A 16,978-nucleotide genomic window follows, 5' to 3' on the forward strand; every position below is an offset into this window, starting at 1 on the left:
TCCTCCTCACTGTAGTTCAAATACGTTTTATTTTAAGCGATATCCAAGGAAAAAATGAAGTTGAATGCATTTCATCGATTTCATTAAACAGAAATTTTAAGAGTTTTAACGAAAAAAAAACATAACCATTTGATTATAAATTAATTTTGATTTGCCCAAATCTATTATTTATGAAAACAAAATTACTTTTAAGCTTACTATTGGTATGGATTTGTTTAACCCTAGGGTATGGACAAACAAATGCACCGAGCATTCAATCTGGAGTTACATTTCAATGGAGCGATGTTCAAACTGCCGCTAATCATTCGGCTACAATTCAAAGTGTTACTGTAAATGGTATTGTTTATTTAAATTTTGGATTGCCAACGGGTTACGAGTTAACTCAGCTTGGTCCAGATGGCCACAACAGAAATCGTATTCTTAACAACGGTACAAGTGTCGAGACCACCAGTAGTAGTGCCACTTGGGGAAGTTCGGCACTAACAGCTTTTCAGGATTTAAATCTTAATCATTATTTCAATTCCAACAGAAACGGGGCTAATATATGTGATAACTATACAAGCGAATCTACAACCACAGCGCAAAGGCAAACCCTTACTTACGGAACGGGTATTCTAGCAACTTCAAGTGGTGTAATTGCGGTTACAGAGCGCAATGCAAATAACTGTCTACACTTAGAGCTGTTCGGTATACCTGCTGGAGGCGGTCCGGTACAATCGTTGGGAGAAACCTTTATAAACGAAACTTCAACGCAATTTGGTTTTGGTGGTACGGGAACGGGCGGACCAAATGGATTGGGAACCCCGGGAGCCTTAAATCCTCCAAACACAAACTCAGATTACTGGTTGAGTGATCGTGTTGTTGAAAACAAAGGCACACTAGGTATCGCATTGTTTTATTTAGATGATATTGCGCCAAACGGATCGCTCATAACCAAAGCACAATTAACAGCGTCTACAAGAGATCATGCTGATGGAAAATTATTCATTTTCACCCTTGATGACCAAGATGAAGATGGATATAGCGATGTAGATGATTTAGATGATGATAACGACGGCATTAAAGATACTGACGAGTCTGGAGGGATTGATCCTTCCGCAGATGCCGATACTGATGGTATTCCAAATTATAAAGATGCCGATTTTTGCACTTTAAATGCCCACGGTGTATGTGCAAATTTAGATGCCGATTCTGACGGCATTCCAAATCACTTAGACTTAGATAGCGATAACGACGGCATTACAGATGTGAAGGAATCCGGAGGCATCGATTTAAATAACGACGGAATGGCTGATGGCTCTATTGGGATAACACCAACAACAAACGGTATTCCTAGTTCAGCCGGCACCGGAACTACACCTATTAATACTGATGGCGATGTTAATGGTTCAGGTAATCGTTATTTAATTTATGATTTTTTAGATATTGATTCAGACAATGATGGCATTCCAGATAATATAGAAGCACAACCCACCGTTGGCTATGTGGCACCAAGTGGCACTTATTCTAGCTCGGGAATTGATGTTAGTTATGGTTTAGGCATTATGGTTGAAGATACCGATGGCGACGGCATCCCAGATTATATAGATTCAGACTCTGATAATGATGGAATAGCAGATCTGTCAGAAAACGGTTTGCCAGTTCCATCGACCGATCAAGATAAAGATGCCGATGGTTTAATAAATCCCTTTGAAACCACAAACATTGATGACCCTGTTTGGGATGTAAATGAAGACATAGAAGACCCAACCGATTTATCCATATTACCAGATGCGGATGGTGATTTGAATTCTGGTGGCGATTTAGATTATCGGGATATGTTCAGTACCAATCCACCTAGTATAGCGTCCATAGACTTTGATGGCATTGATGATTATTTATCAAGAGCATCCTTTATAAATGGTTTAGCTACGGTTACAATAATGGCTTGGGTAAAATCAGATACTGGCAATGCAACCAACATGGTAATTGCAGGCGAAGACTCAGGCTGTAAACTTTGGCTCGAAAAGGGTAACATCCCTAAATTTACGGTAAAAACGGCTGGCAATTCAGAAGCTTCAGTAAGTTGTACCGCTATTAATTTTAATGAATGGCATCATATTACAGGAATTTATAATAGTACATCCGGCGCCATTACCATTTATGTGGATGGCACATTATTAAGCTCTGGCAATGTAGGAAGTACGGGGGCAGTTATTGAAAATACAGTCAATTCCAATGGAAATTTTGAAGTTGGTCGACGCTCAAGCAACCTAAGCAATAAGCTATACTTTAAAGGTGATATTGACGAAGTACGAGTGTTCAACACGTCATTAACAAGCGAGCAAGTACAAAAAATGGTGTATCAAGAAATTGAAGAAAACACAGTAACCAATAATGTAAAAGGTGTCATTGCTAAAAAGGATATTGAAGACACCTCTACTGGAGCAAAAGTACCATGGGCAAACTTAATAGCCTATTACCCAATGACGGATATTAAAATGGGTACAACCTCGGATTATTCCAGCAATAATGAAAAACTTTATTTAAATTATATCAATACCGTTCAAGACCAAACCGCGCCCATGCCTTATCAAACAGCATCTAATGGTGCATGGACCTCGCAATCTACATGGTTGCATGGCGATGTATGGGATATAGAAAATATAGCAAACAATAAAGATTGGAGTATTGTAAAAATTGGTAGCGATGTATCAGCTTGTCATCCAATAAAAACGGTTGGACTAGTTGTTGATTCGGGACATTCATTAAATGTTCAAAGTGATAATTTAGTAGAAAACTCTTGGTATTTAGAGTTAAACGGAACCCTTAATTTAGAAGACGATTCGCAATTAATTCAAACCGAACACAGCGATTTAGTAACCTCGGCCGTAGGCAAAATTTTAAGAAGACAAGAAGGCACCTCTAGTATGTACAGGTACAATTATTGGGCATCACCCGTTGGAGCAATAGGCCTAACAGCTTTAAGCAATAATAACGCAACCACAAACAACCCAAATAACACCGCTTACACTCTTAACTCACTAAAAGATGAAATGGGAATTAACTTCTCTTTTACTTCGAGTCACCACGAAATGGGTAAAATAAGCACCTATTGGTTATACACTTATATTAACGGGTTAACCTATTGGGATTGGGCGGTATTAGACACTAATACACCCATTGAGCCAGGGGTTGGCTATACCCAAAAAGGCACTGGAAATGCAGGCTTAGAACAACAATATACTTTTGAAGGGAAACCAAACAACGGCACCATTTTAATAAACGTAACCGATAAAGGAGGCCCAGGCTCGGAACCATCGGTTTCAAAAACCGAGTATCTTTTAGGAAACCCGTATCCATCAGCATTAGACATTCATAAATTTATAGATGATAATGCAGGTGTTATTGATGGCACCTTGCAGCTATGGCAACAATGGGCAGGAGATTCACATCAGCTCAGGGACTATGAAGGTGGTTATGCCCAAGTAAATAAAACAGGATCCATACGGGCCTACCAATTTGTGGGTATTGAAGGCGCAAACAATGGCTCTCAAGACGGCACCATAACGCCATCAAGATATTTGCCCGTTGGTCAAGGATTTATAACCGAAATTGTAGGCAACGGCCATGTGGAATTTAACAATTCGCAACGTGTTTTTATAAAAGAAGCAGATGCCGATGGTACTTATAACAACGGATCTTCATTTTTCAGAAATGGAAATGACAAAACAAAAAACAAAAACGTTTCAGCAAAAAATAATGAGCAAAATGAATTTAAAAAAATGCGATTGGAGCTAAACGCGGTATCGGGTCCTGCAACAAGGCGAGAGTTGCTGTTAGGGTTTAGCAACGAAACCACAGATGGATTCGATTATGGCTATGAAGCTGAATGTACTGATTCTAATAACAACGATTTAAATCTGAATTTTGAAGGTAAAAACATGAACATACAAGCGTATAGCGATATTACCAATGAGAAGGTAGTGGCTTTAAACTTTAAATCATCAGACACCAATACTTTTGAAATTAAAATGACGGAAACCGAAAACATCGATGAAACCCAAGAAATTTATCTAAGAGACAATTTAACTGGCACTTACTTCGATTTAACAGAAAATCAACCATACAGCTTTACATCAGAGCAAGGAAAGTTTAATAAGAGATTTGAAATCGTTTTTCAATCCGAACAAAAAAGCTTAAGCATTGAAGAAAGCAAGCATCATGAAAACTTTGTGTACTTTCAAAACAAAACAAACACTTTGTTTGCTAAAAAATTAAGTGCTGCGGTAAACAATTTAGCGGTAATTAGCATGAAAGGGCAAACGGTTTTCGAGCTTCAAAATGTTACTCAAACAACGTTAAACAATGGGCTAAAACTAGTCAATATGGCCACTGGAACTTATATAGTGTGCTTAAGAACAGAAGATCATCAAGTAATTACCAAAAAAATTATTATTCATTAATTTTAGATTGAATAAAAATGAAAAAGCCAAAACCTAGGTTTTGGCTTTTTTTTATAATAAAAATTATATATAATTCCTTAAATTCGCGAACTTATTAGAATCAACAATAAATGAGCGCTAAATTTCCTGAATATAAAGGACTTGACTTACCAAATGTAGCAAACGAGATACTACAGTATTGGCAAGATAACAACATCTTCGAAAAAAGTGTAACAACCAGAGAAGGTAGCAAACCGTATGTGTTTTACGAAGGACCTCCATCGGCAAACGGATTACCGGGAGTGCACCACGTTTTAGCACGCGCTATTAAAGATATATTTCCACGGTACAAAACCATGAAGGGTTACCAAGTAAAGCGTAAAGCTGGTTGGGATACTCACGGTTTACCCATTGAGTTGGGTGTTGAAAAAGAACTGGGAATTACCAAAGAGGATATTGGTAAAACCATTTCGGTTGAAGATTATAATGCCGCCTGCCGTAAAGCCGTAATGCGCTATACCGATGTGTGGAACGACCTGACTGAAAAAATGGGCTATTGGGTAGATATGGACAACCCGTACATTACCTACGAACCCAAATACATGGAATCGGTTTGGTGGTTGTTAAAACAGATTTACAACAAATCGTTAATTTATAAGGGTTATACCATTCAGCCGTATTCGCCAAAGGCCGGAACAGGATTAAGCTCACACGAGCTGAATCAACCCGGTACGTATCAAGATGTAACAGATACAACGGTTGTGGCGCAGTTTAAAGCCAATAAAAATTCACTTCCAGACTTTTTGCAAAACGAAGGCGATATTTACTTTTTAGCCTGGACCACCACACCGTGGACCCTTCCAAGTAACACCGCGCTTACCGTTGGGCCAAAAATCGATTATGTTTTAGTTGAAACATTTAATCAATATACATTTCAGCCTATTAAAGTTGTTTTAGCAAAACCTTTGGTTGCAAAACAATTTACAGGAAAGTTTAAACAAGTTGAAGAAAAATCAGAAATAGGGGCTTATAAAAAAGAAGACAAAAAGATTCCTTACAGAGTTATTGCTGAATGTAAAGGGAAAGATTTGTTAGGCATAACTTACGAGCAATTGCTGCCTTTTGCCTTACCAAACGATAATCCAGAAAATGCATTTCGGGTTATTTCTGGCGATTTCGTAACCACCGAAGATGGTACTGGAATAGTACACACTGCACCAACCTTTGGTGCCGACGATGCTTTGGTTGCCAAACAAGCCACCCCAGAAGTGCCACCCATGTTGGTGAAAGACGAGAATGGCAACTTAGTACCATTGGTAGATTTACAAGGCCGTTTCCGTCCAGAAATGGGCGAATACGCCGGTAAATACGTAAAGAATGAATATTATCCCGAGGGCGAAGCACCAGAAAAATCTGTTGATATCGAGCTTGCCATCCAATTAAAAACAGAAAACAAAGCCTTTAAGGTTGAAAAATATAAACACAGTTACCCAAACTGTTGGCGTACCGACAAACCCATCTTGTACTATCCGCTAGATTCTTGGTTTATAAAGGTTACCGATGTAAAAGATCGTATGCACGAGCTTAACGAAACCATCAATTGGAAACCAAAAAGTACAGGCGACGGACGTTTTGGAAACTGGCTTGCCAATGCTAACGATTGGAACTTATCACGATCGCGGTATTGGGGTATTCCGTTACCAATTTGGAGGACTGAAGATGGTAAAGAAGAAATTTGTATCGGTTCGGTTGAAGAATTAAAAAACGAAATGCAAAAGGCTGTTACAGCAGGTGTTTTAGAAAAAGATATATTTGTTGATTTTGAAGTTGGAAACAATTCCGAGGCTAACTATGCAAAAATCGATTTACACAAAAACATTGTTGATGATATTGTTTTAGTTTCTAAAACAGGCCAAAAAATGTTCCGCGAAAGCGATTTAATCGATGTGTGGTTCGACTCAGGTAGCATGCCTTATGCACAGTGGCACTACCCGTTTGAAAACAACGATTTAATAGATAAAGGCACAACATTTCCAGCCGATTTTATAGCCGAAGGTGTCGATCAAACCCGTGGATGGTTTTATACATTACACGCCATAGCGACCATGGTTTTTGATTCTGTGGCTTACAAAAACGTGGTGTCTAACGGATTGGTATTGGATAAAAACGGACAAAAAATGTCCAAACGCTTAGGAAATGCCGTCGATCCGTTTGAAACTTTAGGAAATTACGGTGCTGATGCAACGCGTTGGTACATGATTAGCAATGCCAACCCATGGGACAATTTAAAATTCGATTTAGAAGGTATTGAAGAAGTTAAGCGCAAGTTTTTCGGAACGCTTTACAATACGTATTCATTCTTTCAACTGTATACAAATTTAGATAATTTCACCTATTCTGAGGCTGACATTCCTTTAGACGAACGTCCAGAAATAGACCGTTGGATTTTATCTGAATTGCACACGCTTATCAAAAAAGTGGATGTATTTTATGCCGATTACGAGCCCACTAAAGCCGCACGGGCCATATCGAACTTTACGCAAGATTATGTAAGCAATTGGTTTGTACGTTTAAGCCGAAGACGTTTTTGGAAGGGCGATTATCTGCAAGATAAAATCTCAGCCTACCAAACGCTTTATACTTGCATGGAAACCATTGCAAAATTAGGTGCGCCTATTGCCCCGTTTTTTATGGATAGGTTGTATCTGGATTTAAATGCGGTAACTAAAAAAGAATCGTTTGAAAGCGTGCATTTGGCTGAATTCCCAAAATTTGACTCCAGTTTTGTCGATAAGAGTTTAGAGCGCAAAATGGAAGCGGCCCAAACAATATCCTCATTGGTATTGTCGTTAAGAGCCAAAGAGAAGATTAAAGTACGTCAACCACTTCAAAAAATAATGATTCCTGTTGATAGTGCGCAACAAAAAGAAGAAATTTTAGCGATTTCGGAATTAATAAAACACGAAGTAAACGTTAAGGAAATTGAGCTTTTAGACGATGCTTCAGAGGTATTGGTTAAGCAAATAAAACCTAACTTTAAAGCTTTAGGCCCACGCTTTGGAAAAGATATGAAAGCTATTGCCAATGCAGTTTCCAACTTTACATCAGAAGATATTAACAAAATGGAACAAATTGGCAGTTTAGATGTTGCAGTTAACGGAAAAATGATTACTTTAGAACGGGCAGATGTAGAAATTACCTCGCAAGATATTGAAGGTTGGTTGGTTGCAAACGAAGGTGCATTAACAGTAGCTTTAGATGTAACGCTTACCGACGATTTAAAAAGGGAAGGCGTGGCCAGAGAGCTGATAAACCGTATACAAAATTTACGTAAAGATTCTGGTTTTGAAGTCACAGATCGAATAGATGTAACGCTTCAAAAAGATATAAATATTGAAAACGCTGTAAAACACAATATAGAGTATATTAAAACAGAAACCTTAACCGAAAAATTAGAAATTATGGACCGATTAGATAATGGTATAGATATTGCCTTTGATGATGTAAATACCAAATTATTTATTCAAAAACATTAAGAACATGAGTACAGATACAGTAAGATATTCAGACAAAGATTTAGCCGATTTTAAAGCACTGATATTGGAAAAAATCGAAAAAGCACAGCACGATTTAGAGCTTATTAAAAGTGCTTACATGAACGACCACAACAACGGTACTGAGGACACATCGCCACAATTTAAGGCTTTTGATGAGGGTAGTAACGTAATGAGCAAAGAATCGAACTCGCAATTAGCCATTCGTCAAGAAAAGTTTATCCGCGATTTAAAAAATGCACTAATCCGCATTGAAAACAAAACCTATGGCATTTGCCGTGTTACAAAAAAACTCATTAACAAAGAGCGCTTAAAATTAGTACCACACGCCACTTTAAGTATTGAGGCAAAAAACATGCAATAATATTTAAGTTAATAAAGCATCATTTAAAACGTCTCGTTTTTAAAATTCGAGACGTTTTTTTATTAAAAACCTCATGTCGCTAAAAAAATCCATTATACTTATTGTAATTATTTTGCTCATCGATCAGATTAGTAAAATTTATATAAAAACCCATTTTGCACTTCAAGATTATATCGAGGTATTTAGCTGGTTTAAAATTTATTTTATTGAAAACGATGGTATGGCTTGGGGAACAAAAATCAGCGATTTTGTATCGTTTATAGACGATAGAACAGCCAAAGTAGCCTTAACCCTATTTAGAATTGTAGCCATTTTTGGCATAGGATATTGGTTACACGATGTGATAAAAAAGCAAAGTCCCAAAGTGTTGATTTTAGCCATTGCTCTAATTTTTGCAGGCGCCTTGGGCAACATTATCGATTCGGTTTTTTATGGTGTTTTGTTTGACGACAGCTACAGTCAAGTCGCTACGTTTTTACCAAAAGCAGGCGGTTACGATGCACTTTTACACGGTAAAGTAGTCGATATGCTGTATTTCCCAATCTGGAAAGGCTACTTACCAGAATGGCTGCCCTTTTTTGGCGGTGATTATTTTACGTTTTTCGAACCTGTTTTTAATATCGCCGATATGGCCATAAGCACTGGGTTTATAATGCTTATTGTGTTTAATAAAAAGGCGTTTCAGAAAAAAGAAACTTAATTTTGTTTTTTTTAAGTAGGTATTTTTCTACTTCAAACGGAATTGCTATATTTAAGTTTTCTACCAAACCCTCAATTAATGAAAATTAAATATTTGCTATTGCTCTCAAGCTTATTATTTGTTTCAAAAGCTGCTTTTTCCCAAAACACCTTCGATATTATTTTTAATGGCAATGATAGAAATCAGGAATGCAAAGCCTGTATTCATGCATTTCGTCAAAAACCCAAAGAAGTCAGGTATTCGATTAAAAGAGAAAACGACGATCTATATTTTGAGATCAACGATAAAAATTGGTTCAATTCAGTATTTATAAATGCCGGCGATGGTATTGCCGTGGATGTTGTTTCGAAAGGAAGATATGATTGCAATATTCCGTCCATCAAAAACTATCAAATCAAAGGGCTTTTACTTAAACCCGTTTATTCCGAAGCGTTAAAAAGAGGCTTAACGGTTAATGCTGAAAACATTTTTCGGGTAAAGGTTGGCAAAATACCTAAAAACTTACTTAAACACGAGTTAGAATACAACATCCTGTTTTTGGGCAATAAAAACCTGTGCCGTTATTACGTAACTTACGATTTGGATTACTATTCGTGGGATTTACTCGACATGGGCATGTACTTGGATAATTTAACCTACGATACAAAGCAAATTAGGGCATCGGCTAAAGAAGGCTTTGCCATTAGAAATAAGACATTGAAATTTGTAATTCCCTTTAAAAAAAATAAATCGAATTATTCTCAAGCCGATATAAAACCCATTTATGATTCCTTAAGAATAACAGACTTCGATATTAAATCTTTAAATATCAAGGCCTACTCTTCCATAGAAGGGATATCGAAGCGAAATATCGAACTACAGGAACAACGTGCAAAAAGTATAGTTGCTGCATTACAAACGTTTCAAAAACCAACCATTAAAACCGTAGTTTCTGCATCGGAAAACTGGGTAGAATTTTTTAATGATATTGATGGCACCCCGTATGAGCATTTAAAAACGCTGACCAAAAAAGACGTTAGAAAAAAAATAGCGGGAACCGTATCGAGAGAAATGGAGTATCTCTTAAAAAACCATCGGAAGGCTGTTGTAGAATTAGAACTGGAAAAGAAAGAACGAAACATTGGAAAGTCTGCCAATATGCTATTAGCAGAGTTTAATCAGGCCATAACCGATGATAACATAGATGAAGCCAAAGCTATTCAAAATTCAATTTTCGAAAAGATAAAATCGCATGAAACCGCTCCGGCCATTTTACAAAAAATGGATATTCCAAAAGAAGCTAAATACGCTAAATTGATTAATAAAAATGCGGCGTATAAATATATGTTGAATGAAAGGCAGGCCTTAATTGTGTACAACGAATTGCTCAACCTTGAAAAAATTGCGCCTAATAACAAAGAGATAAAGTATAACCTTGTCGCTCTTGAAATCATGCTTTGGCGGTACAAAGCTATTGATATTGATGAATCTGAGTTGGTAAAAAACATAAATGCTTTAAAAAAACACGGCATTCACCGATCGCTTATTTCTAGAATGATGGCGAATTTTCATATCGTAATAGCCGAAAAATTTATGAAAAACAGGGATTTTGACAACAAAGACAAATCGGTTTCTTATGTGAATAAAAGATATAAAAAGTTCCCTTTATCTGATTACGATTATTTGAGCTTAGCTCAGTTTTTCAGCATTTACGGCAATTCCAATTTAGCCGTGAAACTATTGGAAAGAAAAGCCAGAACCATTGATATTGATGAAGATTTACTGTTCTATTATTTAAACCTAACCTTAATTGATGAAAGTTTAACCAACGACCCCAATTACCGAACCATTATGCTTAATGCGATAAACATGAATAAAACGCGTTTTTGCAAATTGTTCAATGCGGTGGAAGATGGTGGTGTAACCTTTCAGTTATTGGATAACGCATATTTAAGAAATACCTATTGCGAGAATTGCAACGACTAAAATGTGTAAATGGTATCGGGCGTCACGCAGTAATCCAATTTAATATCGCCCTCATAAATCCCTTCAATGTCTTCTTCAACACTAAAAAGAGACAATCCAATTTTAATGGTTTCCGGTTTGCAGTTGGCCAAAAAATTATCGTAAAACCCCTTGCCGTAACCCACCCGATTACCGTGTTTGTCAAAGGCCAAAAGCGGCACAAAAACGACATCAATTTTTTTATCGTCAATCGCTATGCCGTCAACAGGTTCGGGAATGCCCCAAGCGCTTTTCTTAATTACCGTATTGTCGGTCAACAAATAATTGATTAGAGAGGTATCCTTAAATTTACATTTCGATACCACAATGTTTTTATCTTTTCCGGAAAGAATGTTTAAAATATAATCGGTGTTAATTTCTTTCAGCTCTTCAATCGATAAAAAAATATGATAAAACGTGTGCTCCCAAATGGGTAAGTTTAATGTTTTGTTGGCAATAGCAATACTTAAATCGTCTAACTGCTTTGCCGATAAATCTTCTCGAAGTGTTTTATATTTTTTTCTTAATTCTGATTTGGTCATGCTTACTCGATTTGAAACCTAATAGGTCTGTTTTTTTTAACGTTACAATTTTGTGGTAATATGAAAAAGGGCATCGCCTTGATACACCACTGGCGATTGATTTACATTTATAATATAACCCGAATGGTCTGCTTTTACAAAATAATTCATCTTGCCATAAGGGTCGGTTATATTACCTAACAAATCACCTTTCTCTAATTTTGCGTTTATTTTAACCGAAGCCTTAAACATCCCAGAAAATTTAGCGCGAATCCATTTGCTTTCCTCTATAAAAACACATTCTTTTTTTGGTGTAGACACTTTAAACTTCGAGCTCAACATGCCTAAATGATGCAGTACCCGTTTGGCACCATTAACCCCCGAATTGGTTACTATATCATCAATATAAAAAGACTTTCCGCCTTCAAAAAGCAACAAAGGTTTGCCCAATTTATAACAGGTATTTCTAAACGATTTATTTAAGTTTTTTGAGTACAACACAAAAGGCGCACCAAAAACTTTAGCCAATCCATAAAGTTGTTTATTGGCTTTAGCAATACGCAATTGTGGGGCATTAAAACGTCCAGAACCACCGGTGTGAAAGTCCATAACATAATCTACATGTGGCACAACTTCAGTTATAAGTTTGTGGGCCACACGACTTGCCAACGACCCATTTTTAGAACCCGGAAACACCCGGTTTAAATCTCGGCCATCGGGGAATTCGCGTTTTAAATTAATAAAACCAAAAATATTGATGATGGGCATACAAATAATGGTTCCCGATTTTGGCTTATTAATGCCTTTGGCAATAAGCTGCCTTACAATTTCAACACCATTTACTTCGTCGCCATGAATGCCGGCCGTAAATAAAACCGTTGGCCCCGGCTTTTTTGAGCGCTCTATAATAATGGGTACATTTACCGGCGATGAGGTGTGTAAATTGGCAACAACAAAATTTACCTCCTTGTGTTCTCCAGGTTTAATAGATTCGCCTAAAATGGTAAGTATATTGGTTTCGGTACTCATATTACAAATATCAATTTATTAAATGAAATTAGCGCCTATTTCGTTCAATAAAAGTAATAATAGCTTTGGCAATATTTCGTCCGGTAGCACCCTCAATACCTTCTAAACCGGGTGTAGAATTTACTTCCAAAAGCAATGGTCCGCGTGCCGATTGCAACATATCTACCCCACAAACCGGAAGTTTTAAAGCTTTAGAGGCATTCATCGCTAATTTCAGTTCGTCGTGATCCAGTTTTATAATATTTGCCGAACCACCACGATGTAAATTAGACCTGAATTCGCCTTCTTTTCCTTGGCGTTTCATGGCACCAACCACTTGTCCGTCAACCAGCAACGCTCTAATATCGGCGCCTTTGGCTTCTTTAATAAATTCCTGCACAATAACACGCGCCTGTAAGCCATTAAAAGCTTCCAAAACCGATTCGGCTGCATTTTTAGTTTCGGCCAAAACCACGCCCAAACCCTGTGTACCTTCCAATAATTTTATAATTACGGGTGTACCGCCCACGTGATTTATAACTTCTTCTACATCGCGCGAGTAATTGGTAAAAACCGTTTTTGGCATACCTATTCCCGCTTTACTTAAGCGTTGTAAACTGCGTAATTTATCCCTGGAGCGTTGTATAGCGTCAGAAGTTACAATAGTAAATACGCCCATCATTTCAAATTGGCGTACCACAGCGCATCCATAAAAGGTTACCGAAGCACCAATTCTTGGTATTATCGCATCAACATAATCCAAATACCTGTCTTTGTAATAAATGGTTGGTTTTTCGCGCTCAATAATAATGTCGCATTTCAAAGGATCAATCACTTCAACTTTATGGCCGCGTTTTTCACCTTCTTCAACCAAACGTTCGGTCGAGTATAAATGAGGGTTTCTGGATAATATAACTATATTCATTCTATTTTTTTAAATTATAAGATACATTTTCAACATCCACATCCACTAAAAATTTACGTTTTAAAAATTGCCTCCCAATAAGCACCGGAAATTTCATATCCTCACGCGTGCTTAAAGTTAAGTTAATCTTATAAGACTTTCCAAAAAATATAATTTCACTCTTAATTTTATATCTGTTTTCCTTAAAACCGTTGCTGCTTTTTACGTTGGTGCGCCAATACTCATCAAACACAATTTCGGTTTTACCAAAATTTTTATGTATGGCGCTGTTAAAAATACAGCGTAAACTTTTGCCCTCCTCAATAATCTCAGAGCAATGTATCGCCGATGTATAAGCACCGGTATCTATTTTTACATCAATATTGTGCAATCCAAGTTTCGGAAAATCAACAATATCAATACGTCCTACAATTTTTTTAGTCATTTTTATATTTGTTATTTGGGCGTTACCTAAAGGTCGGGCTATACGTTCCAAGTCCTCGCACCTCCTGCGTCGGGCTGTGGGCTATCCACTGCTATCCCTAACGCAGGCAAGTCCGCCTTTTTCAGTGCTCAACCCTAACTTATTCCCTATTTACTGTCGTAACAACTTCGGTCATCTGCCAACCGTCTTCTGTCCTTATATGTTTTTTAAAAAGCGGCGCAAGGTAGTAAATAAGTCAATCCAAAAAATTATTTTAAAATAAAAGTTTAACACATTTATATGGTTGTATTTTCAGTCCTAAAAAATTAAAATAATTACCTTTGGTAAAATGAGCAAACCTACCCTCGACATACAATTAAAAACCTTACCCAATGCTCCCGGTGTGTATCAATATTTTGATGCTGATGGCACCATTATTTACGTCGGAAAAGCTAAAAACCTAAAAAAAAGGGTGAGCTCCTATTTTACCAAAACGCACGACAACGGTAAAACCCGAGTGCTGGTAAAAAAAATAGCCAACATAAAACACATTGTGGTCGACACCGAAACCGATGCCCTATTGTTGGAAAACAATCTGATTAAAAAACACAAACCGCGCTACAATGTGATGTTGAAAGACGATAAATCGTACCCGTGGATTTGCATAAAAAAAGAGCGTTTTCCCAGAGTGTTTTCTACCCGACGCGTGTTTAAAAACTGTGGCGAATATTTTGGACCCTACACCAGCATGAAAACCGTTTCTACACTGCTGGATTTAATTCGGGGCTTGTATAATTTACGCACCTGCAACTACCATTTATCCGAAGAAAAAATACAGGCCGGTAAATATAAAGTCTGTTTAGAATACCATTTAGGGAACTGCAAAGGTGCATGCGAAGGCTTGGAAACCGAAGCCGAATACAACGAAAACATAAAAGCCATTCGCGAAATTTTAAAAGGTAACTTTAAGGATTCGCTCCAGCAGTTTCGAGTGCAAATGAAACAGTATGCTGAGAAAATGCAGTTTGAAGACGCCCAAAAAATAAAAGAGAAAATAGAGGTTCTGGAAAATTACCAAGCAAAATCTACCATTGTAAATCCCAAGATCAGCAATGTTGATGTGTTTTCTATAATGAGCGACGAGAGTTACGGGTATATTAATTTTTTACAACTGTCGTACGGTTCCATCATCCGTTCGCACACATTGGAAATAAAAAAGAAATTGGATGAAACCGACCAACAACTTTTAGAATTGGCCATTACCGAAATTCGGCAACGTTTCCATTCAAAATCAAAAGAAATCTATGTGCCTTTTAAGGTAAATTTGGGCGACGATATAAAAGTAACTGTCCCTAAATTGGGCGATAAAAAACATATTTTAGACTTATCGTTGCGCAACGCCAAATATTTCAGGATGGAGCGTTTTAAACAAGATAAAATTGTAGATCCCGATAGGCACGTAAACCGTATTATGGCACAAATGAAAGCGGATTTACGGCTTGCAGAAGAACCACGGCATATTGAATGTTTCGACAATAGCAATATACAAGGTACACATCCGGTGGCCGCCTGTGTGGTTTTTAAAAATGGAAAGCCCAGTAAAAAGGATTACCGCCATTTTAACATAAAAACCGTTGAAGGGCCAGACGATTTTGCCTCGATGGAAGAAGTGGTATATCGCCGATACAAACGTTTGCTGGATGAAAACCAACCTTTGCCACAGCTTATTATTATTGATGGCGGAAAGGGGCAACTCTCGTCGTCATTAAAAAGTTTGGACGCGCTGGATTTAAGAGGAAAAATTGCCATCATCGGTATTGCAAAGCGTTTGGAAGAATTATTTTACCCAGACGATCCAATTCCCTTATATTTAGATAAAAAAAGCGAAACCCTAAAAATTATACAACAACTGCGTAACGAAGCGCACCGTTTTGGCATTGAGCATCACCGAAATAAACGCAGTAAAACCGCGTTAAATACAGAGCTTGAAACCATTGCCGGCATTGGCGAAAAAACGGTTGTGGAATTATTAAGGCACTTTAAATCGGCCAAACGTGTTGCCAATGCCAAATTGGATGAGTTGGAAGCTGTGGTTGGGGTTTCGAGGGCGGAAAAGATTTATAATTATTATCATGGGAAGTAAATTTGTTTTTAAGTTTCAATTATATGTGAAAATCATTTTTCTATTGATAACAGTTCTTTCATTTAGTTTTTTAAATGCTCAAAATATTTTTGAATACGAAAGAGAAATAGTTAATAAAGAAAAATATGACTTTCAGGAAATTGAATTTGAAAATATAGAAGAGAATATTAAGCTATCAGGAACTTTAATAACTCCAAAATCAAATTTTGATAAAATAGTAATTATTGTTTCAGGAAGCGGAAAAGATACAAGGTATGCACACTCAAAGCTAGCAGAAAAACTTTTAGAGAATAACATAGCTGTATATCGTTATGACGAAAGAGGCGTTGGAAAATCTAACGGAAAGCACAGTCGAAAAGTTACTTCTCTAAAAAATGATTTAGATTATTGTGTAAAACATCTATTTCAATCTGAAGCTACTAAAAATAAGCAAATAGGCGTTATAGGGCATAGTTTGGGAGGTATGGCATCAATTGCAATTGCTGCTAATAATCCTCAAATTGATTATTTAATACAAATGGCGACACCTGTTAATGCAGGAGATTCATTTAAGGATAGAATTTCTAAAATAGAAATTTTTAAAAACAGAGACAAAACTATAGAAGAAATTCAAAAATTGATTGACACATTTAATTTGATAATTCATTCTGGCAAAAGCTTATCTAAAATCAAAAAAGATTGCGAAAAAGCAAGGCGTAAACTAAAATTTTCTAAAGATTATTACAACATATATTTAAGGGATCAAATGATTGATTTTGTTAGACTTGATACCGAATTATTTTATAAACAAAATGATAAACCGTTATTATATATTATAGGGGAAATGGATGAGCTTGTCAATGCCAATAACAATGCATTAAAGTTACAGATGATAAATAATAAATTTATCGATGTTAAAGTTTTAAAAAAACTTAGATCATTATTTAACTATCAATTCTGAAAAATGGAGAACT

11 protein-coding genes are annotated in these 16,978 nt (G+C 36.8%); 7 read left to right on the plus strand and 4 right to left on the minus strand.

Annotation, left to right across the window (positions count from 1 at the left end; all coding sequences use genetic code 11):
* Positions 1-170 precede the first annotated feature (170 nt).
* The 5 genes from RNZ46_RS05500 (at position 171) to RNZ46_RS05520 (ending at position 11,007) form a co-directional block, all read left to right on the plus strand.
* Entirely contained in the window at positions 171-4,445 is a 4,275-nt protein-coding gene (locus tag RNZ46_RS05500) for a DUF8693 domain-containing protein (RefSeq protein ID WP_316984376.1), read from the plus strand.
* Between the two features lie 110 nt (positions 4,446-4,555).
* Complete coding sequence (gene ileS / locus RNZ46_RS05505; protein ID WP_316984377.1) at positions 4,556-7,960, plus strand: isoleucine--tRNA ligase; 3,405 nt, start codon at positions 4,556-4,558, stop codon at positions 7,958-7,960.
* 4 nt (positions 7,961-7,964) lie between these two features.
* The gene (locus RNZ46_RS05510; RefSeq protein WP_316984378.1) at positions 7,965-8,342 is read left to right on the plus strand and encodes a TraR/DksA family transcriptional regulator; all 378 of its coding nucleotides are present in this window, start codon (positions 7,965-7,967) and stop codon (positions 8,340-8,342) included.
* Positions 8,343-8,415: 73 nt separating this feature from the next.
* Positions 8,416-9,042: a lipoprotein signal peptidase gene (locus RNZ46_RS05515; RefSeq protein ID WP_316984379.1), complete on the plus strand. Its 627-nt coding sequence runs from the start codon at positions 8,416-8,418 to the stop codon at positions 9,040-9,042.
* A 78-nt stretch (positions 9,043-9,120) separates the two neighbouring features.
* A complete protein-coding gene (locus tag RNZ46_RS05520) occupies positions 9,121-11,007 on the plus strand; it encodes a hypothetical protein (protein ID WP_316984380.1) in 1,887 nt (628 codons plus the stop codon).
* Here the strand turns inward: RNZ46_RS05520 and RNZ46_RS05525 are convergent.
* The 4 genes from RNZ46_RS05525 to RNZ46_RS05540 are packed head-to-tail and all read right to left on the minus strand — an operon-like array spanning position 11,004 to position 13,903.
* Complete coding sequence (locus RNZ46_RS05525) at positions 11,004-11,567, minus strand: 5-formyltetrahydrofolate cyclo-ligase (RefSeq protein WP_316984381.1); 564 nt, start codon at positions 11,565-11,567, stop codon at positions 11,004-11,006. The two genes, RNZ46_RS05520 and RNZ46_RS05525, sit on opposite strands and share 4 nt — an antisense overlap.
* A gap of 42 nt (positions 11,568-11,609) precedes the next feature.
* The gene (locus RNZ46_RS05530) at positions 11,610-12,575 is read right to left on the minus strand and encodes a succinylglutamate desuccinylase/aspartoacylase family protein (protein WP_316984382.1); all 966 of its coding nucleotides are present in this window, start codon (positions 12,573-12,575) and stop codon (positions 11,610-11,612) included.
* A gap of 28 nt (positions 12,576-12,603) precedes the next feature.
* Positions 12,604-13,479 (minus strand): 30S ribosomal protein S6--L-glutamate ligase, encoded by an 876-nt coding sequence (gene rimK, locus RNZ46_RS05535; RefSeq protein WP_316984383.1) that lies wholly within the window; start codon positions 13,477-13,479, stop codon positions 12,604-12,606.
* A gap of 1 nt (position 13,480) precedes the next feature.
* Positions 13,481-13,903 (minus strand): ATP-dependent zinc protease family protein, encoded by a 423-nt coding sequence (locus RNZ46_RS05540; protein ID WP_316984384.1) that lies wholly within the window; start codon positions 13,901-13,903, stop codon positions 13,481-13,483.
* 328 nt (positions 13,904-14,231) lie between these two features.
* On the opposite strand from RNZ46_RS05540, the gene uvrC reads away from it, so the two are divergent.
* Together uvrC and RNZ46_RS05550 are read left to right on the plus strand one after the other, a co-directional pair.
* Entirely contained in the window at positions 14,232-16,025 is a 1,794-nt protein-coding gene (gene uvrC / locus RNZ46_RS05545; protein WP_316984385.1) for an excinuclease ABC subunit UvrC, read from the plus strand.
* Entirely contained in the window at positions 16,015-16,965 is a 951-nt protein-coding gene (locus tag RNZ46_RS05550) for an alpha/beta fold hydrolase (RefSeq protein WP_316984386.1), read from the plus strand. Before uvrC ends, RNZ46_RS05550 begins: the two co-directional genes overlap by 11 nt.
* The last annotated feature ends 13 nt before the right edge of the window (positions 16,966-16,978 follow it).

This window comes from Hwangdonia lutea, assembly GCF_032814565.1.
Classification (GTDB): Bacteria; Bacteroidota; Bacteroidia; order Flavobacteriales; family Flavobacteriaceae; genus Hwangdonia; species Hwangdonia lutea.